This is a genomic window from Enterobacter sp. C3_dUdeg (genome assembly GCF_057536195.1).
This window is the reverse complement of the sequence record NZ_BAAKFX010000003.1, coordinates 279,765-306,093: the sequence shown is the minus strand read 5'-3', so window position 1 is coordinate 306,093 and position 26,329 is coordinate 279,765. Positions and strand designations below refer to the sequence as shown.

Sequence of the window (26,329 nt, the reverse complement as noted above, 5' to 3'; positions counted from 1 at the left end):
CATGTCGAGGATGCAAACAATCCCGCCGGTTACGTAAGGGACTGTTTATGCTGACTTTCATCTTAACACATTAACTATCATTATCATTTAACAATATGATAACCGTATGAAGATGAAGTATAGCGATCCGTGACCGGGGCGGCTAAGCAACGAAACGCTGATTTTATGCACCCACAAGCTCGATGCGGTTGCCGTCCGGATCCGCAATTACCGCTTCATAGAAGCCGTCCCCGGTCATGCGAGGGGCGCTGAGCAGCGTGCCGTTGGCCTGTGCCCGCCCGGCCATGCTGTCGACCTGCGCTTTGCTGCCGACGTTGATGGCGATATGCGCCCAGCCGATAAACTCCGGGTGTGCAGGGGCGTCGGGCAGATTCGGCAGCGTCATCAGCTCGATGGTCGGCCCGTCATCCAGCGTAATAAAGTGTGATTCGAAACCGGGACGATTTTTACTGACGTAGCGTTCGTTACTGCGGCCACCAAACACCGTTTCCCAGAACTGAACCTGGGCGTTCAGGCTGCGGGTCCAGAGTGCGACATGGGCAATATTCATAAGCTCCCTCGTTATTTGTCTGTGAGGACTTTCACCGGTAAAACAGGCTACACTCTGGTTTTGAGCGCGACAAGCTGAGGAAATAACAATGCACTACACACTGAAAGATAGCGACAAGGAAAAAGCGGAAGGGTCAAACGGCGCGGGCGCTCTGCAGCAAAAACTGCTGGAGTCTCGTTCGATTGTGATCTCCGGTGAGATCAACCAGGAGCTGGCGCAGAAGGTCATCACCCAGATGATCCTGCTGCAAAGCGTCAGCAACGATCCGATCAAGCTGTACATCAACAGCCAGGGCGGCCACGTGGAAGCGGGCGATACCATCCACGACTTCATCAAATTCATCCGCCCGGAAGTGCACGTCATCGGCACCGGCTGGGTGGCGAGCGCCGGGATTACCATCTTCCTGGCGGCGAAAAAAGAGCACCGCTACTCGCTGCCAAATACCCGCTTTATGATCCACCAGCCGCTGGGCGGCGTGCGCGGTCAGGCAACGGATATTGAGATCGAAGCGCGCGAGATCATCCGCATGCTGGATCGCGTGAACAAGCTGATCGCCGACGCCACCGGCCAGCCGCTGGAAAAAGTGAAAAAAGACACCGATCGCAACTTCTGGATGTCTCCGGCAGAAGCGCTGGACTACGGCATCGTGGGTAAACTGATTACCCATTATGACGAGCTGAAGCTGGATTAAGTTTTCGCGGCGTGTTTGAGTCGGGTGGCGGCTTCGCCTAACCCGACCTACGCCGGACCTAGCGTACCTCGAACACCACCGCCATCCAGTTCGTTCGCGTGCCTGGCGGAAACGCCGGGTAAGGATCGAGCCGTGTGCATGCCCCCGCCCAGATGTATGTATCCTCATCAATGCGATACCAGTGCGCGTTGCCTTCCACAGCATCCCCCATCACCGCAGCCTGCACCGTCAGCTGGCTTCCCGCAGGGAGTTCACGCGCCACGGGCGAGAATACCGAGGGGTTCTGTTTACGCGTGTAGACCGCTGTTGTGGTCTTAACAAAGCCAGTGACCGGCAGTTCAGTGAAATCGCTCATTTCAGGCCTCATGACAGCTCTCTCTTAACGTAACGATATAAGCCGCTGTAAATATGGCGATCACGATAAAGCGTGAAACTGTCAGAATGTGTCATGCGGAAGTCTGAAAGGCACCCGTTGAGCGGGTGCCTGGAGGATTACTTAATTCTGGGCTGCGATGCTGATAAGTTCGTAGATTTTTTTTGCCCCGGCATTTGATTGAGTCAGTTCAATATTATGTTTCTGGCCATTCTTCATATGCAGGACAATTTTTTTATTAAAGGATCCTTTTATGACTACGCTACTGACTTCGCTGAAGCGGGCGTAGAAAGTTTCATACAATTTTCCCAACACGCAAAAAACACCGTCATCGGTTAATACCACACCATGATCCCCTTGGCCGAAAACCGTTTCGTCGTAGTAGAACAGGATCGCATCTTCCGTGAGAGGAGGCAGTGATTGACGATGACTGGCCGCCTGGACGAAATTGCTTATTTTTTTCGCGTTGAGATTGTCGTAGCGGTAAAAATTGTGGTCTTTGTTCGTCGCATACTGTGTCAATTCACCCCCGGCTGGTTTGTGTTCCAGCGCTGGCAAGGTTTGCTGTGGCTGTTGTGGTGTTGTTATCTTTGCCTCCGATACGGAACCAACCATAGAGGCCCCAACAGCTCCCATCCCCGGAAGCGTCTGGGAGGTCACGCTATGTTGAATGGTGGTCACAGTTCGGGTGTAAGCGTTGACATGGCTCCCGCCTCGCATATGCGCTGATACGTTTTGCGGGGTTTTGACCACGGTCTGCACCGGGGTCAGCACGGTTCTGAATGCCGCGCGTAAGGATGCCACAATCGAGACGATCAGAAGTGCGATAAGTGGGACCGAAAGCCACATAATTGAAAAATAGAAAATACTTTGCTTAGTGTTGGTTGCCAGCTGCGTTAACCTGGAACAATAAAGCCCTGCAGTTATCACGTACACGACACCACAAGCGATAGTGGCAGCCATGTTGCTCTCCTCGTCCATTGCCATTTCCTGGATAACGGGAAAGAGCAAACATCCATAGAGAACAGCGCTAAAGAGCGCATCGGGAAGTAATGTTTTTATCGTCTCAAAGGCTTTCGCAATATTGTAGAAGATCCATAGAAGTAACAATATCCAGCCAATGACAGGAATAGCTGCGGCGATAGCCATAAGTATCATGCTGACGATCATACTGCCAAGAATATTGCCTAAATGCCCTTCCGAAATAAGATACCAGATAAAATACAGGAAGGAACCGGCGAGAACGGCCGGGAAGGCGACCACAACGCTTGCAGGTATAAAGAAAACGAACCCGCCAAAGATAAGTAATAACAAAAAGCAAAGGCCAGGTCCATTATTGTCAGGTGTTGAGTTTGCTTCAGCGTCTATAGACATATTAGTGATCTGCCTGTGGGTTAATGATAGGGAATGGAATAAATGCCCTTGGTGTAAGCAAACTGAGAGGTAAAGGCTGTTTGGTCTTTCCGTTAACTAATGCCAGTGACGTCAGGCGCAGCGTGAGATTGCTTTCGCAATAATGTTCGCCTTCGGCGAAAGCCGTTTGGTATCGCGTGGCATCAGAATCGCCGAATGGGTCTACCTGCAAAGTATCATGAGCTACAAGGTTATTTTTTGCATCAACGAGGTCAAAGCCTATCTCTAACGAACCAACGCTTTCCATGCCACTGTCCAGCGTGAAAGTGGCGCTGCACATCCCTTGATTTGCCCAGACGGTGTTTGAGTGCCAGATCTCAATCGCATGAGTTGGAGCAGCGAATAAAAGACATGCGAATACTGTGCTACAGTGTAAGTAACGGCTCATCATATTTTACCATCCTGAAAATGATGTATTAATCAACATAACCGTATGTTGCATCATCACCGGTGTCCGCTTCTTTTACGAGGCCTTGACCGCGATATTCATTAGGTAAAAACCCCCCATTAGTGCACTCTTTTTTCATGATGAGCTTTTGGTTTTTATATACTTTCAGGCCGGTATAATCCCATCCTTTTCCCGTACCGCTATAAACAACATAGCTGTAGTTGCCATTGATGAAACGATAATAATAAGCGCCTCCACCTGAGAACGTCATTTCACCCAGGCGAACCTGCGTTTTGTCTCCCTCATTTTGGGGGAGAGTCATTTCTACTTTTTCAAGTGAGCCGTAATAATAAGTAGGAACATCGTGATCCAGACGGACGATAACGTATTTTCCGTTCGTGAGTTCGCAGTTGAAAATAAGTTCAGGCTCAGGCGGTGCAGCATGAACGCTTGGAGTTGTCGCCAGAAGTGTCAATAATCCAGCAGAGAGTAATTGAGATTTCAACGTTATTTTTCCTTAGCAGGTAAAGCAGCCGGTAATCCGGCTGCTATTTTATTATTGTGAAGCCAGTGTTTCTTGTAATTCATTCAGCTGTCCCTGCAGCTTCTGCAGTTCCATCTGTTTTTGCAATTCGGAAGCGCTTGGTTTGTTTTGCGCCTCCTTCATACTTTTTTCCAGGTCTGCAACTTGCTTTTGAGCATCAGCCCGGCCAGCTGTTTTTTTCTTCAACTGGGCGACCAGATTGTTCATCGACTTTTGCAGTTCTTGCTGCGATTTTTGTTTACTGGCTACGTTGGCATTGCTCAGTGCTTTCTCTTTTTCAATCGCATCATTCACCGCTTTGAACTCTTTATTCAGTTCCTGATCGTGTTGCAGCGTTTTTTGTTTATCTTCAACGCGCTTATCCCAGGTGCCGGAGTAGTTGCAGTTAAATTTGGTAATAATGCTGACATCACCGGTTGTCGGGTCACAATCTCGCGCGTTAGTGGCACAGCCGGCTAATATGAGTGCGCTGAGTGCAAGAAAAATATAACGCATTGCTATTCCCCTCAACCGACTTTCAGCGCGGTGCGCTGGGTATAGAGGCTATCGAGCTCGCCCTGCAGAGAGCCAATTTTGTCGCGCATCAACGCAATCTCGCTATCCAGATTTTGGGTATCACTGCCGGATTTGCTCATGTCTGCAGAAACGTCCTGCCACTGCTTCTCATGTTTTTTCATGTCGGTGATGGTGCCGCGAAGGTAAGCAATGTTGGCATCCACTCCTTTAATTTGCTTCTGTACGGCGTCTTTTTTCACCGTGTTTGCAGCCATATCTTTTTCTATTTGAGCGAGGGTCTTTTTATCAGAGTCGATAACCGATTTTGCAACGCTGGTTGCGTTCTGAATGCGTTTGTTTTCGGCTTCAACATCCTTAATCGTTGCGTTTAACTGCAGCTCTTGGGAGGCGTATTTTTTGCGCTGATTATCCAGATAGGCGTTAGCCCCCATACCCACACCGCAACCGGCGATAGCGGCGGCGGCCATACATACCGCTTTGTTGCTGGAGTTACTGACAGCGCAAGCCAGTGCGCCGATTACCGCGCCGCCAGCACAGGCCTGCCAGCCTGATTTATTGAAAAACTCAACGTCCTGATTATTGGCAAGGCGCGGGTCGACGCCGCCACTACTTCCCGTACTGCCATTCTGGCACCCCGCCAGAAATACCATCATTCCTGCTATCACTGCTGTGCGAATAACCTTTAACATTCCAATCTCCTGAACTATTTAATTATTTTTTTTACATGAACTAAGCCACGCCTCGCGCGCAACTTTTCCATCTTTCCAGTACCCCTGAAGGTTCTTCCAGTAGGTATTGAGATAACCGTTAAGGTTGGTTTTTCCGCGTGCAGCCATCTGTTGCAATACGACAGCGACCTGCGGTTCGATGAGGGGTTTGTCATAGGTTGTGCCCATGTCTACCAAGGTGTCAGCGTAATAACTGGTAATAAAATCAAGGGCTTTTTGATGTTGACCAAGCTGTTCCTGACGGCGGGAGCAATTAGCATCAAGCTGGCTGCCTGCGGCACAGGTTTTGGTGAAGAGCTGGTTGAGACGATCGTAAAACTCGCCGTCATCTTTCATTTTTGTGCACAAAAAGGCGCCCAACTGTAACGATGTGCGTATTGCCTGATCCCGTTGTTCATCCCGAAGCTGGCTATTTGCGCGCAGCTCACCGCGCAGTTGCTCAAGTTGTTTCTTCAGTGCGTCATCCTGGACTTTTGCCGAGATAGCATTCAGGTTTTTTAGCGAATCATCAGCTTTGCCTGCAGGTGTCTCCTTTTTACCCGTGCCTAATGATTGCCACTCTTTTTCAATCTCTTTCACCCGCTCGCGTGATGTCAGGGTTGTGGAAACTAAAACCAGACGAACACCGGTGCTTTTGGTTGTATTCTCGCCCGCATTGGCATAGTACGGCTCCTCTCCACGCAGTGAACTGCGGATATCCGCCTGAGGAGTCATATAACTGCCCCCCCGAACGACATAGCCCCCAGCCTTACCATGCAGGCGATCGAGCTTGTTCAGGCGGAACGGGTCAAACATCATCTCTGCTGCGTTGCCCAGTATGTCGTGCAATCCGAGCGGGTTAGGTTTCAGCAGGCCGGTAAGCTGAAGTTTTCCATTTGCAGACTGTGCCCCCGCAAACCAGACATAACCGTTCAATCCTTCAGGCATGGGGAAGTGGCGATCGCGGAACTCTGCGGGGGAAACCGCGAGCCCGCCGCGTGCGGCAAACTCCCACTCGGTTTCTGTCGGAAGCCGTAAAAATCCCGCCTGACCATCATCTTCAGGCAGTGCAGAAAGTTTTTCTTTTCGTAACCACAGGTTGTATTGATTTGCGAATACCATGGCATCCATCCAGCCAATACTCACCTTCGGTAAACGTCCTTTCATATCCGTCGTCGGGCATTCCCCAGAAAGCGCGCGATACTGCAGGTCGCTCAGTTCATATTTGGCCATCAGGTAATAACGGCCCTTATCACCCTTCTCCGGGAAACTGCCTGCAATGTGTTCCTGGCGAGATTGTTCAACGTATCCCCAGTCGTCGCCTTCTTGCCCCAGCGTGATGTTGTAATCTTCCAGCGGTTTATTCAGCGGGATAGCGACTTTGCGAAATGCCATGGCACCGTCGCACGGCATAGGCAATATCACGTCATCGGCCAGAGGTTTTGGGTTCCAGAACTTTTCATCCCAGGTGGCATTCGCCGCGCAGGCGTACCCGAGTCCAATGATAGCCAGGCTCATCGCCAGTTTAGATTTCACGTAAACTCTCCGCAGGTTCGATTTTCAGTGCGCGCAGTGCTCCGATAGCGGCCACGCCTAACGCCACGGCAAGGACACAGAGCAATGCGGCGATAAAATGAAGAGGGACAAGGTGACAGACGAATGCCTGGTCCGGTAAAGAACTGCCCAACACATGGTTGAACAATGCGCTGCCCAGCAGGTAGATGATCACACCCAGTCCGTATGAGACGCCGGTCAAACACAGCGCCTGAATAATAATAAAAAGCGTCACAGCGCGACGGCGAAAACCCAGAAGGCGCAGCACGGCCATATCTTTGCGCTTACGATCAATGTTGGCGATGAAGGCACCGACTAACGAGGCGATGCACCCTGATGCAGAGATCCAGGCAATCACGCCAAAGATAATCCCCAGCACACGATCGATGGCACGCACAGACTCAATTTGAGCTGACTGAGTGATAGCCTCAATGTTCTGCGTCTCCAGCCACCGCGCGAGGAGTGAAACGTCATCTATCGAACTGGCATAGATACGTGCTCTTGAATAGCGGGTTCTCTCTCTGGGCGGCTTGCCATCGCTGACCCCCAGCAAGGGAACCTGAAAGCCATCGCGGTAGTCTTCCAGAGCAACAAGCAAAGGCAATGTAATAAAGGCACCTTGACGTGAAAATTTTGCGTCATCCAGCACGCCGGTAACGGTTAAAGCGAACGTGGCGCGTTGGTTTTTCCCTTCGCTTTTTCGGCTCACCATCAGGCGCAGGATATCTCCTGGCTGCACGCCAAGGCGCCGTGCCGCACTGGCGCTGAGTACGGTATCGCTGTCTTTGACCGGTGCTCTGACATCCTGCAAAAGAGGATCGCCTTTGGCCGTCGGGATCACTTCAGCACCCGGGACAAAGTGTTGCCCGTCCCGGACCAGATCGGCCTGAGTGTTCAGCGAACGGGTTAACGGAATCGAAAATCCGACTTCTGAACGGCGGGCGAGCTTATCAAGCCAGGCAAAATCATAATTACCATTACCCGTTATACGTACTTCCCGGGTGCGAGGGTCGTCGAGAAGCTGATGGCGAAGCTGGCTGACAATGCCATTCTTCAATCCGAACAGCAGCAATAACGGTGCGATAACGGCAATCAAAGAGAAGATGATGCACAGCGCGACCTTGCGATCGTGAATGAGATCGCGCAGAGCCATACGGCATAGCAGGGTGCCTGACGCTGGCATATCAGCTGGATAAGAAGACACTTTTTCCCTCTCCGGTCACGGCCTGATATCGGTCAATCCCAAAATGCGTCACGCGCTGCCAGTCGTGGCTCACAACAATGGCTGCCATATCCAGTGAGCGCACCATGCCGATCATCAGGTCAAACAGCCGGTCTGCATTATCAGGATCCAGCGCCGCAGTCGGTTCATCGGCAAGGAGTAAGCGTGGCTGGTGGGCAATCGCACGGATGAAGGCAACGCGCTGGCGCTCGCCGATAGAAAGCCGGGAAGGCATTCTTGTCAGCAGCGGCCGCACGCCCAGGCTGTCGATGGCCTTATCGAGCCAGGCTGACTGTAGGCTAAGTCCTGCCAGCCTGCGAACCAGAGTGATGTTTTCTATCACGGGTAACCAGGGCAACAAGCCGCCGTGCTGTAGCATAAACCCAAGCTCGCGTGCGCGAAGCGCGGCCAGGACAGGCTCGTTTTCAGCCATGAGCGGTATTGAAATATCGCGACCGGCGAGCCGGTATTCGGCAAGATGCGCTGGGCGGAGGATCGCCCCTATCATCTCCAGAAGCGTGCTTTTACCGCACCCGCTAGGCCCGGTTAGAGCGACCACCTCTCCCTTTTTCAACGAGAGGTGCGGGAGGGCGACGCTATAGCCATGCGTTCCGCCCCGGCTGATCTCCATATCGCGGATCCTCAACATCAGGGCAGGTTCTCCAGAGGTACCGGATAAACGTTATCGCGTGGGTCGCTATCGGGCGCTAATGCCACCCAACGGTCTACATCCTGGTTGTAGCGTTGATAGTAATTAAGCTTGGTATTCAGCCTGCGGATGAAACGCTCCTGCTCAAGGCCATCCCAGCTTTTCCAGGTTTCTTCGTCCAGGCTCAATACTTCACTGAGGTAAGGTAAGCTCTCGATATATTCACCGAGCAGTCCCATCTCTCCGAGTCGGGTCGCATTTTTCCCTTTCGCCTGGTTTGGATCGTTGCCCATGGTTGCCGCCAGAGAACGCAGGCTGGCAAACATGTCATCCGGAGAGATCATCCCCTCATTGGCGGCATTGACGATCTTCTTCATGACATCGCTCAGATCGCTGAGCTCGCTTTTCGTGAGCAGTACGCGCACCTCGGTCGCCGGGATGTTTTGGTCAATCAGATCGCGGTCGCTTATCCATGACTTGAATACCGGTGGTGCCGTGGTGCCTTGCTTTTCACCCAGATAGGCAAGACGCATTGCCTTACTTAACTTGTCGGCATCACTGAGCAGGGGATCTTCTTTCTTACCGGCATATTTAGGGCTTGCCCCCAGCGCGCTCCCCGCCGTTTCTTCGCCGCTCCAGGCTGTTTTAATCTGGCCGGTAATGGCATTCGCCAGGTTATCGACCATACTACCGAAGCTATTTACATCACCTGAATCAATAGGATAGTAGAGCGGTTTGTGCAGGAATGGATTTAACGTCAGCTCCTGATACTGGGCTTCAGCAGAACTGTGATTTTTCTTACCATCAGAGGTTTTCAGATGTAACGCATACAGCGCAACGCCACGATAGGCGGCTTCCTGACGCACCTGGGCGGCATCCAGATGGGTTGACGAGAGCTTATCTGTGCCATCAAGCGCGCCTGCGTCAGTAATCAGTACAACGTAGCGGGCGCCAAACTGCGTCCAGTCCACTTTGTCCAGCGCTGTCATGACCCCGCCGTAAGCATCTTCATCAACCTTGCTGCTGGAAACGGTAGCCTGCTTCAGGTCATGTACTTTAGCGAGGAAGTCTTTACCATCTTTAACGGTATTGGGGTCGACATACATCTTGCTGTCGTATTCAAGACCCGGAACCGCTTTCACGCTGGAGCGGAAAGCTACCAGGCCAAACTTGACCTGATCCTGTAAGTGTTCCTTCTCGATCCTCTTGTAGATCTTATCGATCGCCTCTTTAGTGCGATCGATATACGGCCCCATCGAGATGGTGGAGTCGATCACAAAAACAACCGAGGCGGAGAACCCTTTCATCATGTTCTTTTCATCAGCAGCGGACGCGGCCTTTTTTGCGGGCGACTTTTCGCTGACGGAGGCAACGTTGAGTACACGTACCTGGAAGCCGGTATCGGTAAACACATCATCTGAGCCAAGAACAGGTAAGAGATAAAAGTTTTTTAACTGATCCACCATGTAATCAGGCTCGCGTGCCAGAACCTGCGGGACCGGTTTATGGCTGCTCAAACTGTTGAGCATTGGTTGCAATGTTGCCGCAGGGTTTTTGCTGTTCAGAAGAGACTCAACGTCGGATTTCTCTTTAAAGAACAGCATCGGTTGACGGCCAGCAGGATTGGTAAACGCCAGCGTCAGCTGCATTTTCCAGTCAACGGTGCAGGAGGATTTCATCCAGCCAGCGGTATGACCAAAGCTGTCCGGCCCAACCTGCAGCCACGTGTCCTGACCCAGCGTTGTCCTTTGGTAAACATAGAATCGACTAAAGGCCGGCTGCTCTTTACCTGCTTCACCTGCTTTGGCGGACAGCTGGCAGCCTGGGTAAGTCAGTACCCGCTGGAATAACGCATGTTTACCTTCCTGCAAAAGCGGCTGTTTACCCGCGGCACAGGCGGGGGATGCCAGCGTTGCGGCACACACCAGGCTACTGAACCAATGCATGTATTTCATTGTTTATCCTATTTCTTCAGCTCAGCTAAACGGGCTTTGGCCTCGTTATTCTGCGGGTCCTGATTTACAACCGATTCATACCAATACGCCGCTGTCTCTGCGTCAGGATTGAAGCATCCCCCTGGTTTTGCGGTTTTCGGGTCATATTCTTGTGCATAACGAACAGCTATCTGCGTATCGCCGGACTGGGCTTTATAGGCGTAAAGGCGCTGAGCGATATCGCAATGTTTTGCCGCTTTCGCTTTTGCGATGACGTCCAGCAGTTGTGCACTACTTGGCTGGCTACGCAGGCACCCTTTAACGAACGCCATTTCATTGCCGCTCGCCATTTGTTCATCACCACACGGCCCGGTAATTTTCGCGACGGGCGCGGGAGGTGCCGCTGGAATTGCAGGCTCTGGCTTACGGGTAAACCACCACCCAGCAGCGGCCAGCAGGAGCAATAGAATGGCTAATCCCGCAAATAACGGCAGCTTACTTTTCGGCTTCTGCGGCTGTTGAGATACAGGCTTTTCTGCGACAGGTTCTAAAACGACAGGTTCCGGTTCTTGAACGGACATCGGCTGCACGATGGGGGTATCATTCAGCGTCTGTATATTTTCCGGGAGTGGGTTTTCACCACCGGCCTGGGAGCTGAGTAGCCCTTCAGCGATGGTCAGAATCCCCATATCCTTATTACTTCCATCTTTGATGGTGATGCGATAGGCCGCCTGGCGGTTGGCGAGTAGTGGATCGATCAGAGAAGGGCCGACCTGAACGCAGGGCGTCTCCTCATTTTGTATCAGTGGAGGAAGGGCGAGGAAAATCTCGCCACTGACCCAATCACCGTGGCTATCCAGATACAGGCGATCCTGATTACGTACTACCGAGATTGTGACGCCCTCGGCATCGCCTTTCCAGCCTTTCAACAAGAGCAATGCGAATCCTGGTTGTATAGGGGTCAGCGTCTTAAGTTCAGGTTTGATCACGTCCAGTTACTCCTTTGCCAATTTAATCTGGCGGAGAATGACGCCCAGATTTTCGTTCTGCGCGACGCTAATCTCGCGTCCGGCAGAATGACCTGCGTTTTCGGTAATGAGTGCTTCCAGGCCAACCAGCCAGTCGATGATAAAGAAGGCACTGTAGTTCAGCTGTTGCGGCGTCAGGCGTGCCAGGCGTTCATCACCTTTCCAGACCACGCTGTCGCACGTTGGTGGACGGGTAAAGATCGGCTGTTCGGGCTGGTTGAGACGGGCCGGGCGTTTCGATTCCGGCATATTTTGATAGCCCAGCCAGGTGATGAAATCGCTCATCACGTGAAGCACGCGTGAAACCTGACGCTCGACCATACGTTCGCGACGAACGCCAGCCTGCTCGGTATTTTTCATTGCATTGACCAGCGCGTCCTCGACACGTGAACGCAATAACCCCGTGATCAATTCGTCTACCAGCGCTTCGGCAATCGGGCGCGGAAGACTGATGTAGTTGAGCATGGCGGCGGTTTCAGGCAGGCCGCGCAGATGGTTAATCCAGAGCTGAACGCTCTGGTGCGCGAAAGCGATCTCATGGCTGTGCGTCGTCACCGCAGTTGCGCTGCTTTCGAAAGCATCTTCCACACCGATATCAAAGAATCCTGCATCTTCTTCTTCTGCTTCAGGCGCAGACAGGGTCGTTTGCTGCATGTAAAGTGCATGGAGATCGCGGCGTGCCGGAACCAACCGCGCCAGCAGTTCGCCGTGCATGCCGCTGCGTTTTTTCAGGGTGGCAAGGATCTCTTGCGCAATTCGGGATTTTCTGGACAGCTCTTCTTCGCCGTCCGGCTGGTACCAGTTCCCCAGTCCCCCTTCGACCAGTTCGTGGCGGATCTCGTCGAGCTGTTCTGCGATCCGCTCCAGTTTCAGTTCAGGGCGGGCGACGCGGGCCAGATAATCGGCCATTCGGCGCATACCACCGTCGTTGAGGGTGAGCATCGCATCCCAGGCTTCAGCAGGGTTCGCGATGTAGCGAGCGACAGCTTCATCTTCAAGGAAGGTTTTCCGCATCAGTGCGAGCTGCCCGCCATTGTCGTCGTTGAAAGCCGCTTCACTACCTGCGTTCATGCGGATAAAGGGCGTTTGCTGGCGCGGTTTGCGTACCAGGAACGTGTTATTGAACGCTTGACCCTGGCTCCATTCCTGCATCCATTTGTACTGGCCAAAACGCTCGGTCATCGCCATTTTGATCATCCCGCCAAGCCCCCAGGACTGGCGAAGAAGTGCTTCGTCATGGGAAAGGTTTTGGCTAATGCGCAGATCAAACATGGTTAATGCCCAGACTAGGCCAGGTAAGCGACGACCACGCGCGTCGGCATCGGCGCCCTGGGTGTAACGGATCCACTCGTCCAGAACACCGCCCACTTCTTTGACATCAGACTGTTTTGTTGAGGCCGTACACACCACCAGGACATTCATCTCCTGGTTTTCGGTGTAACGTTCAAAAAGATAGGCCACTTTTCCGCGCAAAATTAACTGCGCTAGCGGGTTGCTCTCTGCATTTTTAACCTCGCGAGTGACATCACTCATGGACTCCACCGCCAGACGGCCGCGATAACCCGGGAAATCAAGCAAGTCGACGGCTTCGAAGATTGTTTCGCGAGGCGGAGCCATTAGCGGGATATGCAATTCAACGGTAAGCGCAGTGAGCTCTGCCAGCGATAGCGAAATAGACGCACCCGTTTGCCCATTTACCACAGGACAGACTTCAATAGTCTGATCCGACGGGGTATTCAGCCGCTCCAGCATATCGACGTTCATGATGCTATCCCGCTGGATAAGCAGGCCGTTTTCGTTACGAACCAGCGTGCTCAGCGGGGCACGCAGCTCCTGCACTCCACCGAGACGCTGTAGCGTGTTGGCAAAACGGATATAGGCATTGGTTAGTTCTGGTACTTCGCCCCATAAAACGGAGAAAAGCTGGCCGCGATCTTCAACAGAAAGCCATGGTGCGAGGCTTACTGCCTGTGGCCAGTAGGTCAGGGCAAAACGGCTTTGCGTTTTCTCAGCATGGCGGATGAGGTAATCCCAAAAAGAAACTACGTCATCTTCGGTCACGCCAGGGCTGCGGGAGGTCAGGCGTCGTTTCGACAGGGACGTTAACAGATCGCTGATGCGTTTTTCATCGAACTGCCAGTCAAATTTTTCCTGGTTGAAGTCATGGATGAATGCGTTGGCGAGGATCTTCCCCATTTCCACTTCGTTGAAGAGCTGTAACGTGACAGGCCAGCGGTCGTCTGAGCTCTGAGCACTGCGGCTAAACCGGGTAACAAGACCCGTCGCCTCTTTGCCGCCGCCAGGCGGGTTGATGTGGGTCAAAAAATCGAGCTGATTGCCGCCGAGGCGTGTTTCCAGCTTTCCGTTTTCACCCGCAGCCAGCGCGGAAATGAGATACGATTTGCCTGCCTGCGACAAGCCAAAGAAGCCGATTGTCATCGGTTTCGCTGCGGCCTGCGCCAATCTGCGTGCTTTGTTACGGCTGCGGCGCAAGTTCATGGTCAGGCGATCGGCTTCAGTGTTCAGGCGCGGCGCGTCCTGACGAACGCTTGCGATCCAGTCAATGGCCCGGCCTGCACCTTGTTCGACGCCATTCCAGCCCTGGATAATGGTGTTGGGATGAATAGTGCTCATTAGCTTTTAATACTCCCGCTATCCAGCCAGTAATGGGTTTCACTCAGCCCATTACCGACCATTGTGTTCAACTGGAATGCAACATCTCTACGACCATAACCGCGCTGTGCGTTTTTCATTTCCATCGAGCCAATCTGGAAGCGCTCCGGACTGACCGGTTCTTCGCTACTACGTCCACGTCCCTGTTCTGCGGTTAAACCGATGCTTATTACAGCATCACCCGACAGCTCGCTTGCCAGGTTCGCACTGGTAATTTTTAGGGTGTAAAGTGCGGTCGATGGCCAGCGTTCGTTATCAAGCTGGCGGAAACCGATACGCACTTCCCCCCGTGCTTCAAAGCCTTTCCCTTCCGGTAACTGGAAATCAGCGGAGTCCAAATCAACGTCGCGATAGGCGACATTGCTGTCTTTAATCACATTGTTTCCATCAAGCATCCCGACATAGCGGATGGTTGAATAAGGCTTAAAGTTCGCAGTGCGGAAGAAGAAGTTGTTGAGCCTGGATTTCTCCGCTAACAGGCACAGCATCGCCCCCACAACGGCTGTCGATTTCGGATCGTCAATGCATCCTTTCTTGTTAAACGGATACCAGCCACCGGTTTCATAACCGTGGAGTGGCAGCACGCGAGAAGGGGGAACAGGTTGAAGCTGGCGAATGAGCGCTTGAATTCCCGGCAGGCGGGATGGACGACCGGTTAAAAGTAATACATCGCAGTTGTAGTGCCAAAGCACTTCGCACAACGCGCGCAGGCTGTGGCAAATGTTCATTCGCCCGCTGCGAGGGTCGATAAATTCATTGTGCAGACGCGCAAGATCCAACTCCAGCGGTACATCCAGAATGGAGAACGGTACTTCGCTCGCAAGCTGTCCGGAACGGGCAACGTCGTTGACGTAATCCTGTACTTTCTCGGTTGGAAGATTATCGGCAAGTAGCTCACGGAAAGTGTAATTCAGTATCTCCCGACCATTTTCCGGGGAGTACTCTTCATAGCGATGCAAAATAGATAACGCCAGAGGCGCGAAGATCTGCAATGTAAGCTGCTGACGTAATACCTGTTTTCCGGCTTCGATCGATTCACTACCGAACAGTTGTGACATCATTGATTCGGCTGCAAGATCGCTGTGGCCGACTTTGGTCATGGCCGCTTTTACTGCTGGCTGGAGGAAAAGCCGTATAACATCCAGCAGTATGTCGTCGCCTGCTACCTTAAACCCTTCACGGAAAAGCTGTTTCGGGGTAATCCGGACGTTAATGCCCTGGCCTTCATCCAGCGTGTAGCGAGAAATGACGAGATCGGTCGTTCCTCCGCCAATGTCAATCGACGCGATTTTTAATGAGCGTGTATCGCTGGTGTCCTTTTGAGTATCGGGACGGCGAGTAGCTGCAAAAAATTCGTCCGTGCGACCGCCAAAGTAGTTCTGCGTTTCGTTATAGAGATATACCAACTGCCCACAGGTGGCTTCGTCCCACTTCACGTGTACGCCTGGATGGGCGTATTTCAAGCACTGCGGGTCATCGCCTTCATAATCCATCTCTTCCCAGCCGAGCGCTTTCCAGACCATGCGGATAGCGTCATGCATGCTCTCCTCAAAGATAGCGCGCTCAGGCTTTGGCATCGCCGGAGGGACAGTCATAATGACATTTCGTAAACGACGCGGTGTGCTGGCGTGGTTCATCTTCAGCCGCTGTGAAGGGCTGTTGATTTGCATGAGAGCCTGGCTTAATACCTCTGACAACATCATCGTCATCAGCGAGCTACGACTGTATACCGGCGTGAAGACGGGCATACGGTCTTCTTCATTTTTCAGGCGAATGAGCAATTTCCCCTGATCGTTGATCATATACAGCAGCGGTGCTGCAGTGGCTAACGGCTCTCTGTCACTTTTCACGAAGGCCTGGCTAAAGCGCCATCCCGGTGAATAGGGTTGATCGTCCCAGAGGTAGCGTTTAGGGCTGGAGATCCCTGTTGAGCCCTCGGTACCCAGGCGTTGAGCCGCCATTCTGAAGGCTTCTCCGCCGACGCGTCCAATGGTTGGCCATGTGAAGGCATCGCTGCGCCCGCTTTTTAGCGAGAAATCCTGCTTGCCGAATTCGGCCTGGGCAAACTCGAGACGGCTGTCAAAAGGCTCGTTATAAACAAATTGCGGTTGGCTCAAATCTCGGAGCTGAAGCTGATAAAGTTGAGAAAGCCCTTTATTGTCGTCACGATGTTCTTCGATCAGGATGCCGCAGCTACGTGAGTTACCAATGTCCAGCACGAGATCTACAGGTATCGCTGAGTCCCGGATTTTTACGTCGTTGACCTGTACTTCAGGAACGACAATCGTCGTCGCCAGGACATGCAGCAGGTTAAGATAATGCGCCTGATGTTCCTTCTGCAGTAGTTGTTCATCAATGTCATCAATATGTTGGCGTAATACTTCGCGAGCCTGAGTACTGAAAATTTCCCGTAGCCATTCATTCACCCATGGCAGTGAGAGAAACTCCCCCATCTCGTGAGGATGGCGTGCCAGAGCAAATCCCGCCCCTGAACGGATATCATCCTCGCCCGGTGCGAGATACTGCGTATTCTCGCGATCCGGGAAAATTTTGGTATCAAAAATCAGAGTAGCGCGCCAGGTATTGCCCTTTTCATCCGGCTCAGGCAGCTCATGGAACTGGACGCGTGACCAGTTATACGGCCCGTGAGCAAAGGCTCGTGGCGGGTTGAAGCGGAAAAATGGCAGCGGTAACCAGAGGCCGCGATAGAGGCGTAGCGACTCTTCGGTCGTCAATGTGTAGTCGGAGTCTGCGTAGCGAGGAGGTTCGCTGTCAGGCTGAGGGATCTGCAGCTTATCTTCCCTCTCATTATAGATAAGCCGCATAATAGCCTCGTCGCCCTGTTGACGAAGAAATTCCCCATATTCTTTACGCGTTGGCAGGGTAAAGGCGAAATCAAGGAACTGGATCCCGCTGTCGCGAATAAGTTTGACCTGTTTTTTAAAATCAGTGAGTTCAGCGAGCATTTACTGACTTGCCTCCTGCTTCATCGAAATAGGGAAAAGTGTTTTGGCGTCGTAACGGCCTTTGCAATCCGCAATGTTTTGCGCGCCGGGAGCACACAGAATTTCTGGCATTTGGTAGCGTGAGCCATCGGAGCACTGTGCTTCTCCCTGATTGTTAATGGCGAGATGACCTGACTGAATGGCCGCGTTGACCGCGCCACGACAGGTCACACCGTCGCCACGGATCATCTGTACTTCGCCCTTACCGTCATTGATTTGGTAACTCAGACTAAGGGGCTTTCCTGTGCGTTGATCCTGAATACCAGCCCCTGCGTGCCAGTTCCCGTTCAGAAAACGGGTGTTTCCTTGGGCCAGTGAAGATGCGGGCAGGGTCAACGGGACTTTAGCGCCAGTTGAGGTATTGGCCGATGGCGCTTCGAGAGCAGGTGCTGTTCCGCCGGGATGAGGGCTATTCGTGGCTGACGCAGGATCCACAGCAGATGCCGTTGCTGCTGCGCTTTGTGACGGCGTTTGTAATGCTGATTGCTCTTGTGACGTTGTGAGTGAAGTGCCCGTGGTGCTTAAAATCTCACTGCCCGTTGTCGAATGCAGGTTCGCCTTAGACGTTGTTGTGCTGATGATGGCCCTTGACGACGGCGCAAGAGATTCGGCTGTTGGAAGGTGGGGCGCGGGCAAAGCGGGTACGGAAGATGAAATACCAGGGATCGTTATGCCTGGCATGCAACCCCGTAAGAACAGTAACGCTAAAAGGAGTAACAGAAGTAGCGGCAGTAGCCAACGCAACCATGCGGGTAAGAGCAACCACCAGCGTCTTTTGGCGTGCCTTTGATGCGTGAAAGTGCGTTCTGGTATCACCGGTTCAATACTGGCTGATTGCGGAGGCAAGGCTGTAGATATGGGACGCAAACAGTCTAACGGCTCGATGCGGGCCTGGTTAGTGGCGTTCACAAATCCCCAAAAACTGATGACCGGCTTTCCACCTACCAGCCACACGTGCTGCTGATCGGGGAATTGCATCGCTTTTTCAAGTAATTTCCCAAAGAGCCGGCGTTCCGGCTGCTGGCTTTGGGCAAATTCATTACTTATCTGGCGAAACGCTGCATGGGTGGTTTCGAGTTGCGCGAGCGCGGCCTGGCGCTCAGCTTCCGTTGCGGCCGTCCATGGAATAACGTCACCGGCCAGCGGGGCATACCAGTCGATTCGATCGCCATGCTCGCTGATTTGCGGGATGGCTAAAGTGTCAGCAACCGCCGTTTGTTTTCTAAGTCGTAGGGTTTCACGCAGCTGTAATGCGGAAATATATACTGCCTGTCCATTCTCACCCATCGACTGATATTTATCGAGCTTGTCACTGCATAGAAAAATTTCTTTCACGCTGCATGCCTTTGCTGGTAAACGAACAAGTGAAAGCAAGTTCCACTGTGGAAAAGGACGCCGCAAATACGCCGGGTAATCTGCGTCAATTGTTTATGGCAACAAAATATTGAGTATTATCGGCAAATGGCCGAAAACGTTTAGACCTAAACTAAACTTATTATTGGGACGTGCGCATATCCGATTGCCGCAAAAAAGTTTCGCTGTGAAACTATATTTCTGGCAATGTATTCATTTTCTCTAATGTGTTAATCACAACCCTGCGGTATATATTCCTTCACGGCGTTGTTCATCATCTTATTAAACTCCTGCGTATTATTGACAGCAAATACCTTTCCACCTGTATTGCTGGCAATACAGTTTCCGGCGCCGGTATTCATGATATCGACAACATTGACCTGTAATCGGGGCTTACGTTTTTTTAGCTCAAGCGCGACATCGCAAGGCGAGCCTCCGCATGTCTCTTCCCCGTCCGTCACCAGTAGAATTATGGCATCACGGTCAACGCCATTAACTCGTTTCCCCGCCTCTTCTAACGCCTCTGCCAGAGCGGTTTTACCCACCGGCTGGATTTTATCAATTAACTTTTTTAGCTCAGCGCGTTGTTCCGGCAGGAAAGCCGGAGTTGCGTTCACCTGGTGGCAATTAGCTGCGGCAATAAGGCTAATGTCCATGTCATTTGGCACGTCATCGATAATGTGTTTAGCGGATTGATGTGCGAGCGTAATGCGACGAGGTTCACGATCGATACCGGGTACAGGTTTATCCTGCATCCACCGCATTATCTCTTCTGGTGTGGCATCCATGCTCATGGCCATAGAGCCAGAAGCATCAAAAATAATAACCATTTCAGGTGCCTGCTGTTTTGTCCGCTGTGCCGGGCAGAGCATTTTGACCTGATGCTCAGGGGCTGGCTGGACGGGAGAAACGGCAGGAGTGGCTACTTTGACAGTCGGCCAGCAGCCGCGCAGGAGAACAAGAGCCAGAAGCAGAGCCAGTGCTAAAAGCCCCAGCCATAACCACCCACGCTTTTTAGCCAGCGGTTCTGCCGGCAACTTAGTTTCAGGCATGATGTCCCAGCCTGTAATCACAGGCTGACCGTCAACGATCCATATTCTTTCTGGTGTGGGCTGTCTGGCTATTTTTGCCAGTAACTGCAGTGTTTCGGGAGAAGTCTGCGCGCTAGTCGAGAGTGTTTGATGAAGTTGAGTGAGTGCCGCCAGCTTTTGTGAGAGGAGTATGGCGATTTTGTCTCGCTCAACGACGTTTAAAGCGTTAAAGCGTTGGGGTTTACCATTTATTTCGCTATACCATTCAACCGCACCATCTTCAGCCTGCTGAGGGCGGGCAAAAAGATTGAGATAAGTTTTAGAAAGGTGTCGGTCAATAAGATTATTTAAGGCAGAAAACGTTGAAATATATTCTTGTAAGCAATGTTCGCTTTCAACAGTCCTTGTGATTCTAATCATTGCCTTTAATGAGCCAGGTATGCAAAAGAAAATAGCTTAGAGCTAAATATAAAGAATGACAATCTCTAATGCTAATCTTGTTCTTAAAATTAAAAAACTACCAGTTTTAAGAGGTAAGATGCCTTGAGTAAAAGTAAACGTCGGACGGGGGAAAAGGTTCAGGAAAAATTATCATTTAAGTTTTACTTTAATACCACTTCACCTAATGACCAGGTTTAATCATTGCCAACACGCGCGTGGCAGGCAAATCATCTGCGCTTGACCCACGACAAAGCAGCCCTCCACGCTCTCCACCATAATCGCGCCTGTTTCCCCTCTCACTGGTGCTACCCATGGCGTATCAACTGAACCTGAACTGGCCGGAATTTCTTGAGAAATACTGGCAAAAACAACCCGTAGTGCTGAAAAATGCCTTACCGAATTTTGTCGACCCGATTACTCCGGACGAGCTGGCCGGGCTGGCGATGGAGCCGGAAGTCGATAGCCGTCTGGTGAGCCATTTCAACGGCAAATGGCAGGCCAGCAATGGTCCGTTTGAGCACTTTGACGATCTGGGTGAAACCGGCTGGTCGCTGCTGGCGCAGACGGTGAACCACTGGCATATGCCCGCCGCGGAGCTGGTGCGTCCGTTCCGCGTCCTGCCGGACTGGCGTCTGGATGACCTGATGATCTCCTTCTCCGTACCTGGCGGCGGCGTGGGTCCGCATATCGATCAGTACGACGTGTTCATCATTCAGGGGATGGGCAGCCGCCGCTGGCGCGTGGGCGACAAGCTGCCGATGCGTCAGTTCTGCCCGCATCCTGCGCTGCTGCATGTCGATCCGTTCGAGCCGATCATCGACGAAGATCTGGCCCCGGGCGATATCCTCTACATCCCGCCTGGATTCCCGCACGACGGCTTTACCCATGAGACGGCGCTCAACTACTCCGTCGGCTTCCGCGGGCCGAACGGTCGCGATCTGATTAGCAGCTTCGCCGATTACGCGCTGGAAAACGATCTGGGCGGCGAGCACTACAGCGATCCGGATCTGACCTGTCGCGAACACCCGGGCCGCGTGGAGCAGTACGAGCTCGATCGCATTCGTCAGATGATGTTCGACATGATTAGCAAGCCGGATGATTTCACAAAATGGTTCGGCAGCTTTGTCTCGACGCCGCGCCACGAGCTGGATATCGCCGCCGCCGAGCCGCCGTACGCGCCGGAAGAGGTGCTGGACGCGCTGCAGGGCGGCGAAACGCTGTCTCGCCTGAGCGGCCTGCGCGTGCTGAACGTCAACGGCAGCTTCTTTATCAACAGCGAACAGCTGGAGACGGTAGACGCGAAGGCGGCGGATGCGCTGTGCCGCTACACCGAACTCGGCCAGGCCGAGCTGGGCGATGCGCTGAAAAAACCGGCGTTTGTTGAAGAGCTTACCGGGCTGATTAACCAGGGATACTGGTACTTCGACGAGTAACCTGCCTGTTGCCCGGTGGCGCTGCGCTTACCGGGCCTACAGGATCGGTTTTCTCCCTCTCCCTGTGGGAGAGGGTCGGGGTGAGGGCATCAGGCCGCACTACTCCTCCATTGCAATCACAATCGCTTCACCCATCTTCTTCAGCGCCTCGCGATTCTTCTCCGTCGGCGGCAGCGCCACGTTGATCCGCAGACAGTTGCGGTACTTCCCGGAGGCGGAAAACAGCGATCCGGCCGCGGCCTGGATCTTCAGTCGACACAGCTGCTTGCTGACGCACACCATGTCGACCTTTTCCGGCAGCTCAATCCACAGCAGGAAGCTGCCCTGCGGGCGCGTGACGCAAATCTCCGCCGGAAAATACTGCCGCACCCAGCAGGTGTAGGTTTCCATATTCTGCTGATAAATCTGGCGCATACGACGCACGTGGCGATGGTAATGGCCGTCGCGAATAAACGCCGCCACCGCCATCTGCGTGCCCGGCACGTTAAACCCGCCCGCGGCGTATTTCATGTGCATCACCCGGTCGTAATAGCGCCCCGGCACAATCCAGCCGACGCGCAGGCCCGGCGCCACGGTTTTGGTAAACGAGCTGCAGAGGATCACGCGGCCGTCGATATCCATCGAATGAATGGTGCGCGGGCGCGGGTACTCCGCCGCCAGCTCGCCGTAAATATCGTCCTCGACAATCACGATATCGTGCCGCTGGGCCAGGGCTAAGACCTGCTTTTTCCGCGCTTCCGGCATGATAAACCCGAGCGGGTTATTGCAGTTGGGCACCAGAATCACGGCCTTGATCGGCCACTGCTCCAGCGCCAGCTCTAACGCCTCTATGCTGATCCCGGTCTCGGGATCGGTAGGAATTTCAATCGCCTTGATGTCAAACCCGCGCAGCATCTGCATGGTGCCGTGAAACGACGGCGACTCCACCGCCACGATATCCCCCGGCTTGCACACCGAGAGCAGGGCAATCGACAGCGCGCCGTGGCAGCCGTTGGTGATGACAATCTCGTTCGCCGCTACGGTGGAGCCGCCGTCCAGCATCAGGCGGGCGATCTGCTCGCGCAGCTCCAGGCGGCCGTCGAGCACGTCATAGCTCAGCATCTCGGCAGGATTATGCTGCGCGATGCGGCTCATCTCGCGCCACAGGGGCTTCAGGCTCGGCTGGTTAATATCCGGCGAGCCGCCGCCGAAGGAGATCATCTCTTTGTCGGCGCGGGCGTCCAGCAGCATCATCACCTCATCCCACTGGGTGACGTCCACGGGGCGCTGCACCGGGCGCGTCATGGCCGGAACCGGCGGCTGGGCCTTGCGCTGCGAGACAAAATAGCCGGAGCGCGGCTGAGGGGTGATCAGCTGGAGATTTTCGAGGATCTGATAGGCCTGCTGTATGGTGCTGATGCTCACGCCGTGCTCCTGGCTCAGCGTGCGCACCGACGGCAGACGTTCGCCGCTGCGATACAGCCCTTGTTCAATACGTTCTGCCAGAAGGTTGGCCAGATGTTGATAGCGCGTCATGCTGTATCCTTTGTTTTCACCATACAGATTACAAAACCAGTACAGATTGCCGTAAAAATTGGCATGCAGATACTGTTTTAGCGGATCTGTATGTTAAACAAAAGCTGTTTTTGAGTCTGTATTGCACAGGCCGATTTCCAGGATGATAACCCCACTGGTACAGTGAGGAGAGCATCATGGAATTCTATGAGAACCGTTCAAAACGTCCGTTCGTCGTGTTTGTCTGGATCGGCAAAACGATCTGCAACTGGTATCGCATCAACCGTACCCGCCGCATCCTGAGCCAGATGAGCGACGAGCAGCTCAAGGATGTGGGGTTGTCGCGGCATGATGTGTGAGACACGTCATCGCCGGGTGGCGGCTGCGCCTTACCCGGCCTACTCGATCCCGTAGGCCCGGTAAGCGTAGCGCCACCGGGCGATTTTCAGCTCAACAGCGCAAGCGTCTGCCGCTTCGGCCTTTCCAGCAAATCCACCGCCTCCTGATACGACCGCACGTTGTTATAGCCCATCACCAGACCGTAGCGTTTGCCCGACCCGTGATACCACTCCGACAGCGCATTCACCTGCAGCTGCTGTTCCTGCCAGCAACGGGCGATCTCCCGGTCACCGCTTCCTCTGGTCAGGAACGCCACGATATGCATCCCGCCGTCGTTTTGCTCGGTGAAAAACAGATCGCCATACACCTCGCGCAGGGCGGCAATCATCCAGTCGCGGCGGGTCTGATACAGGGCGCGCATCTTTTTCAGGTGACGGAAGAAATGCCCTTCGTTGAGAAACGCGGTGAGGATCTTTTGCGTCAGCACCGGCTGGCCGCTGGTGGTAATGTCCGCGCAGTCGGTAAAGGCCCCGACGGTGCTGGCGGGCATCACCACGTAGCCCATGCGCAGCGACGGCATGATGGTTTTACTGAAGGTGCCCATAAAAATCACCCGATCGTGCCGATCGAGACTTTTCAGCGACGGCAGCACCTTGCGGGTGTAGTGAAACTCCCCGTCGTAATCGTCTTCGATGATCCACGCCTCGTTCTGGCTGGCCCAGTCGAGCAGCTGCTGCTTGCGCGGCAGCGATAGCGTGACCGCCAGCGGGCTCTGGTGCGACGGGGTGACGATGGCAAAACGGGCATCGCGATGGTGACGGAGCAGGTAGTCCGTGTCGATACCTGAATGGTCGACCGGCACCGTGTGCAGGCGCGGCACGATCCGCTTGAGCAGCTGCTGGCCCATAAAGTAGCCCGGATCCTCAAACACCACCTTGTCGCTGCGGCTGGCGAGGGTGTCGAGGATCAGCCGCAGGCTGCCGCTGTAGCCGCTGGTGATCAGCACCTGTTCGGCGCTGCAGGACAGCCCGCGTGAAATATTAAGATAGCTGGCGATGGCCTGGCGCAGCGGATACCAGCCCAGAACGGGCGGATTGAGCATCTCCTCCTGACGCATGGCGCGCGTTGCCTGGCCCGCCAGCAGCAGCCATTTTTTATACGGAAAGCTGTCGAGGGCGGGAATGCCGGGGCGCAGAAACCCGGCCCGCTCGCGCTGGCTGATGAGCGAGGCCGGAAGCGTGCCGGTGGGCTGTTCCGCAGGGGCACTCTTATCCGGCAACAGCAGATCCGGGTTGACCCGCGTGCCGCGCGCCCCCTGGCTCACCAGATACCCTTCCCCCGTCAGAATGGCATACGCCGTTTCGACGGTTTTACGCGCCACCTTCAGCTCTTCCGCCAGCACGCGGATGGCAGGCACCTTATCGCCCGGCTTCAGCACGCCGCGCGTGATGTTGTCGCGATAGCGGGAATAAATCTCGTGATAGCCTGGCTTCATGTCCTACCTCATTTCACGCGTTTTGTATCTTTTTACTATGTCATGAACGGCGTAGATTTGCCGCATCGCATGACATATGCCGCACAAAAAAGAGGAAAGACAATGAGCACTCGCGTTAACCACCACAAAGTTACACCCGCCCTCGCCAACGCCCTGTCCGCCCTGAGCATGGAGGTGGCAAAAACCTCCATCGACCCGGCGCTTAAGCACCTGATCGACATTCGCGTGTCGCAGCTGAACGGCTGTACCTTCTGCCTGGATATGCACTCGAAAGAGGCCAAAATTGCCGGCGAGCGCGAGCTGCGCCTGTACCATCTGGCGGCCTGGCGCGAGTCCCCGCTGTTCAGCGCCCGCGAGAAAGCCGCGCTGGCCTTCACCGAAGCGCTGACCCAGATTGGCGTTCACGGCGTGAGCGACGCGCTGTACCGCAGCGTGGCGGAGCACTTCTCGGACGTGGAGATTTCAGAGCTGAACTTCGCCATCGTGGCGATCAACGCCTGGAACCGTCTGGGGATCACCTCCCGCATGGCGCCGGGCTCGCTGGACGCGGCTTACGGGCTGAACAAGGCTAACCTGGAATAATCCCGCGCTCGCGGATCGTCGCCACCAGCGCCCGCAGGCCTGGCGGGACGTGGCGATGGCCGGGGTAGTAAAGGCGCAGTCCGGCAAAGGGCTGCGCCCAGTCGTTTAAGACGCTCACCAGTTCTCCACGCTCCAGCTCTTCCCGGATATACAGTTCCGGCAAAAATCCCACCCCTAATCCCGCTTTTACGGCGCGGATCGAGGCAAAAAGATCGGACGTCGCAAAGCGCGGGGGGACGGAAAGGGCGTACGTTTCCCCCCGACGCGCCAGCTCCCAGCGGTAGATCCCGCCGTGGGCCATGCGCATGCCGATCCCTTGATGTGAAAGCAGATCGTCCGGCGTCTGTGGAATGCCGTGACGGGCAAAATAGTCCGGCGTGGCGGTAACCAGCTGGCGGATCTCTCCGGTCAGCGGCACGGCGATCATGTCCTGCGGCACGGACTCTTCAAGGCGGATCCCCGCGTCGTAGCCTTCCGCGACGATGTCGATCATTCGCGCTTCGCTGACGGTCTCTACGCGCATCTTCGGGTAGCGGATCATAAAGTCGATCAGCAGCTGGTCCAGAAACAGGGTGCCGATATGGTTCGGCACGTTCAGACGCAGCGTGCCGGCGGGTTCCCCGGTGTCGCTGTGGATCTCCTCGCTGGCGAGACGGATCTCCTGCAGGGCCGGGCCGATACGCGCCACATAGCGCTGTCCGGCGTCGGTGAGCGCCACGCTGCGGGTGGTGCGGTTAAAGAGGCGGGTATCAAGGCGGCTCTCCAGCCCGGCGATGGCGTTGCTTACCGCCGTGGCTGACATGCCCAGCTCCTGCGCGGCGGCGCGAAAGCTGCCGCGTCGCACGACCGCCATCACCACTTCCAGCTCTGTCAGACCTGAACGATGCATAGATTATCCTGAAAATCGAAACAAC

General features: G+C 54.1%; 23 protein-coding genes. 4 read left to right on the top strand and 19 right to left on the bottom strand.

Features of this window, described 5'->3' with window-relative positions; translation table 11 throughout:
- Positions 1-163: 163 nt before the first annotated feature.
- Complete coding sequence (locus AC27FC_RS11465) at positions 164-550, bottom strand: VOC family protein (RefSeq protein ID WP_196354844.1); 387 nt, start codon at positions 548-550, stop codon at positions 164-166.
- Positions 551-638: 88 nt separating this feature from the next.
- On the opposite strand from AC27FC_RS11465, the gene AC27FC_RS11460 reads away from it, so the two are divergent.
- The gene (locus tag AC27FC_RS11460) at positions 639-1,241 is read left to right on the top strand and encodes an ATP-dependent Clp protease proteolytic subunit (protein ID WP_023310243.1); all 603 of its coding nucleotides are present in this window, start codon (positions 639-641) and stop codon (positions 1,239-1,241) included.
- A 58-nt stretch (positions 1,242-1,299) separates the two neighbouring features.
- On the opposite strand, the gene AC27FC_RS11455 is transcribed toward AC27FC_RS11460, so the two are convergent.
- The 15 genes from AC27FC_RS11455 to AC27FC_RS11385 all read right to left on the bottom strand — a co-directional run bounded on the left by AC27FC_RS11455 (position 1,300) and on the right by AC27FC_RS11385 (position 20,051).
- Complete coding sequence (locus AC27FC_RS11455; protein ID WP_033144527.1) at positions 1,300-1,596, bottom strand: hypothetical protein; 297 nt, start codon at positions 1,594-1,596, stop codon at positions 1,300-1,302.
- A 141-nt stretch (positions 1,597-1,737) separates the two neighbouring features.
- Complete coding sequence (locus AC27FC_RS11450; RefSeq protein ID WP_487160170.1) at positions 1,738-2,988, bottom strand: hypothetical protein; 1,251 nt, start codon at positions 2,986-2,988, stop codon at positions 1,738-1,740.
- Between the two features lies 1 nt (position 2,989).
- A complete protein-coding gene (locus AC27FC_RS11445) occupies positions 2,990-3,418 on the bottom strand; it encodes an IrmA family protein (RefSeq protein WP_048980632.1) in 429 nt (142 codons plus the stop codon).
- A 25-nt stretch (positions 3,419-3,443) separates the two neighbouring features.
- Positions 3,444-3,920, bottom strand: coding sequence for a hypothetical protein (locus AC27FC_RS11440; protein WP_058840477.1), 477 nt, complete (start codon positions 3,918-3,920; stop codon positions 3,444-3,446).
- Positions 3,921-3,971: 51 nt separating this feature from the next.
- A complete protein-coding gene (locus tag AC27FC_RS11435) occupies positions 3,972-4,454 on the bottom strand; it encodes a coiled-coil domain-containing protein (protein ID WP_033144529.1) in 483 nt (160 codons plus the stop codon).
- Positions 4,455-4,465: 11 nt separating this feature from the next.
- Positions 4,466-5,164: a hypothetical protein gene (locus AC27FC_RS11430; protein ID WP_033144530.1), complete on the bottom strand. Its 699-nt coding sequence runs from the start codon at positions 5,162-5,164 to the stop codon at positions 4,466-4,468.
- 18 nt (positions 5,165-5,182) lie between these two features.
- Positions 5,183-6,718, bottom strand: coding sequence for an SUMF1/EgtB/PvdO family nonheme iron enzyme (locus tag AC27FC_RS11425; protein WP_196354846.1), 1,536 nt, complete (start codon positions 6,716-6,718; stop codon positions 5,183-5,185).
- Entirely contained in the window at positions 6,708-7,889 is a 1,182-nt protein-coding gene (locus AC27FC_RS11420; RefSeq protein WP_233095359.1) for an ABC transporter permease, read from the bottom strand. The genes AC27FC_RS11425 and AC27FC_RS11420 overlap by 11 nt, the downstream gene beginning before the upstream one ends.
- Positions 7,890-7,920: 31 nt before the next feature.
- A complete protein-coding gene (locus tag AC27FC_RS11415; RefSeq protein ID WP_094935523.1) occupies positions 7,921-8,607 on the bottom strand; it encodes an ABC transporter ATP-binding protein in 687 nt (228 codons plus the stop codon).
- Positions 8,607-10,562, bottom strand: coding sequence for a vWA domain-containing protein (locus AC27FC_RS11410; RefSeq protein WP_033144532.1), 1,956 nt, complete (start codon positions 10,560-10,562; stop codon positions 8,607-8,609). Before AC27FC_RS11410 ends, AC27FC_RS11415 begins: the two co-directional genes overlap by 1 nt.
- An 8-nt stretch (positions 10,563-10,570) precedes the next feature.
- Positions 10,571-11,530, bottom strand: a complete 960-nt coding sequence (locus AC27FC_RS11405) for a hypothetical protein (RefSeq protein ID WP_094935521.1) — start codon at positions 11,528-11,530, stop codon at positions 10,571-10,573.
- A gap of 6 nt (positions 11,531-11,536) precedes the next feature.
- The gene (locus AC27FC_RS11400) at positions 11,537-14,203 is read right to left on the bottom strand and encodes a putative virulence factor (protein WP_033144534.1); all 2,667 of its coding nucleotides are present in this window, start codon (positions 14,201-14,203) and stop codon (positions 11,537-11,539) included.
- A complete protein-coding gene (locus AC27FC_RS11395) occupies positions 14,203-17,208 on the bottom strand; it encodes a virulence factor SrfB (RefSeq protein WP_033144535.1) in 3,006 nt (1,001 codons plus the stop codon). Before AC27FC_RS11395 ends, AC27FC_RS11400 begins: the two co-directional genes overlap by 1 nt.
- Entirely contained in the window at positions 17,209-18,582 is a 1,374-nt protein-coding gene (locus AC27FC_RS11390) for an SrfA family protein (protein WP_224435043.1), read from the bottom strand.
- A gap of 248 nt (positions 18,583-18,830) precedes the next feature.
- Positions 18,831-20,051: a VWA domain-containing protein gene (locus tag AC27FC_RS11385; RefSeq protein ID WP_196354847.1), complete on the bottom strand. Its 1,221-nt coding sequence runs from the start codon at positions 20,049-20,051 to the stop codon at positions 18,831-18,833.
- 332 nt (positions 20,052-20,383) lie between these two features.
- Between AC27FC_RS11385 and AC27FC_RS11380 the strand changes: the two genes are divergently transcribed.
- Entirely contained in the window at positions 20,384-21,505 is a 1,122-nt protein-coding gene (locus tag AC27FC_RS11380) for a ribosomal protein uL16 3-hydroxylase (RefSeq protein ID WP_487160167.1), read from the top strand.
- A 99-nt stretch (positions 21,506-21,604) separates the two neighbouring features.
- Here the strand turns inward: AC27FC_RS11380 and AC27FC_RS11375 are convergent, their stop codons facing one another.
- Positions 21,605-23,020 (bottom strand): aminotransferase-like domain-containing protein, encoded by a 1,416-nt coding sequence (locus AC27FC_RS11375; RefSeq protein ID WP_033144539.1) that lies wholly within the window; start codon positions 23,018-23,020, stop codon positions 21,605-21,607.
- A 176-nt stretch (positions 23,021-23,196) separates the two neighbouring features.
- On the opposite strand from AC27FC_RS11375, the gene AC27FC_RS11370 reads away from it, so the two are divergent.
- Positions 23,197-23,358, top strand: a complete 162-nt coding sequence (locus tag AC27FC_RS11370; RefSeq protein ID WP_032642726.1) for a DUF1127 domain-containing protein — start codon at positions 23,197-23,199, stop codon at positions 23,356-23,358.
- Positions 23,359-23,444: 86 nt separating this feature from the next.
- On the opposite strand, the gene pdxR is transcribed toward AC27FC_RS11370, so the two are convergent.
- Complete coding sequence (pdxR, locus tag AC27FC_RS11365) at positions 23,445-24,833, bottom strand: MocR-like pyridoxine biosynthesis transcription factor PdxR (protein WP_094935519.1); 1,389 nt, start codon at positions 24,831-24,833, stop codon at positions 23,445-23,447.
- A 102-nt stretch (positions 24,834-24,935) separates the two neighbouring features.
- Here pdxR and AC27FC_RS11360 point away from each other — a divergent pair, with 102 nt between their 5' ends.
- Complete coding sequence (locus AC27FC_RS11360) at positions 24,936-25,415, top strand: carboxymuconolactone decarboxylase family protein (protein WP_014882392.1); 480 nt, start codon at positions 24,936-24,938, stop codon at positions 25,413-25,415.
- Here the strand turns inward: AC27FC_RS11360 and AC27FC_RS11355 are convergent.
- Positions 25,402-26,304 (bottom strand): LysR family transcriptional regulator, encoded by a 903-nt coding sequence (locus AC27FC_RS11355; protein ID WP_045888817.1) that lies wholly within the window; start codon positions 26,302-26,304, stop codon positions 25,402-25,404. The genes AC27FC_RS11360 and AC27FC_RS11355 overlap by 14 nt on opposite strands.
- Positions 26,305-26,329 lie beyond the last annotated feature (25 nt).

Coding starts and splice junctions, on each gene's coding strand:
- AC27FC_RS11410 (WP_033144532.1), bottom strand. CDS start 10,562: ATGAAATACATGCATTGGTTCAGTAGCCTGGTGTGTGCCGCAACGCTG.
- AC27FC_RS11375 (WP_033144539.1), bottom strand. CDS start 23,020: ATGACGCGCTATCAACATCTGGCCAACCTTCTGGCAGAACGTATTGAA.
- AC27FC_RS11380 (WP_487160167.1), top strand. CDS start 20,384: ATGGCGTATCAACTGAACCTGAACTGGCCGGAATTTCTTGAGAAATAC.
- AC27FC_RS11360 (WP_014882392.1), top strand. CDS start 24,936: ATGAGCACTCGCGTTAACCACCACAAAGTTACACCCGCCCTCGCCAAC.
- AC27FC_RS11420 (WP_233095359.1), bottom strand. CDS start 7,889: ATGGCTCTGCGCGATCTCATTCACGATCGCAAGGTCGCGCTGTGCATC.
- AC27FC_RS11430 (WP_033144530.1), bottom strand. CDS start 5,164: ATGTTAAAGGTTATTCGCACAGCAGTGATAGCAGGAATGATGGTATTT.
- AC27FC_RS11415 (WP_094935523.1), bottom strand. CDS start 8,607: ATGTTGAGGATCCGCGATATGGAGATCAGCCGGGGCGGAACGCATGGC.
- pdxR (WP_094935519.1), bottom strand. CDS start 24,833: ATGAAGCCAGGCTATCACGAGATTTATTCCCGCTATCGCGACAACATC.
- AC27FC_RS11435 (WP_033144529.1), bottom strand. CDS start 4,454: ATGCGTTATATTTTTCTTGCACTCAGCGCACTCATATTAGCCGGCTGT.
- AC27FC_RS11450 (WP_487160170.1), bottom strand. CDS start 2,988: ATGTCTATAGACGCTGAAGCAAACTCAACACCTGACAATAATGGACCT.
- AC27FC_RS11355 (WP_045888817.1), bottom strand. CDS start 26,304: ATGCATCGTTCAGGTCTGACAGAGCTGGAAGTGGTGATGGCGGTCGTG.
- AC27FC_RS11400 (WP_033144534.1), bottom strand. CDS start 14,203: ATGAGCACTATTCATCCCAACACCATTATCCAGGGCTGGAATGGCGTC.
- AC27FC_RS11465 (WP_196354844.1), bottom strand. CDS start 550: ATGAATATTGCCCATGTCGCACTCTGGACCCGCAGCCTGAACGCCCAG.
- AC27FC_RS11385 (WP_196354847.1), bottom strand. CDS start 20,051: ATGATTAGAATCACAAGGACTGTTGAAAGCGAACATTGCTTACAAGAA.
- AC27FC_RS11455 (WP_033144527.1), bottom strand. CDS start 1,596: ATGAGCGATTTCACTGAACTGCCGGTCACTGGCTTTGTTAAGACCACA.
- AC27FC_RS11370 (WP_032642726.1), top strand. CDS start 23,197: ATGGAATTCTATGAGAACCGTTCAAAACGTCCGTTCGTCGTGTTTGTC.
- AC27FC_RS11395 (WP_033144535.1), bottom strand. CDS start 17,208: ATGCTCGCTGAACTCACTGATTTTAAAAAACAGGTCAAACTTATTCGC.
- AC27FC_RS11445 (WP_048980632.1), bottom strand. CDS start 3,418: ATGATGAGCCGTTACTTACACTGTAGCACAGTATTCGCATGTCTTTTA.
- AC27FC_RS11460 (WP_023310243.1), top strand. CDS start 639: ATGCACTACACACTGAAAGATAGCGACAAGGAAAAAGCGGAAGGGTCA.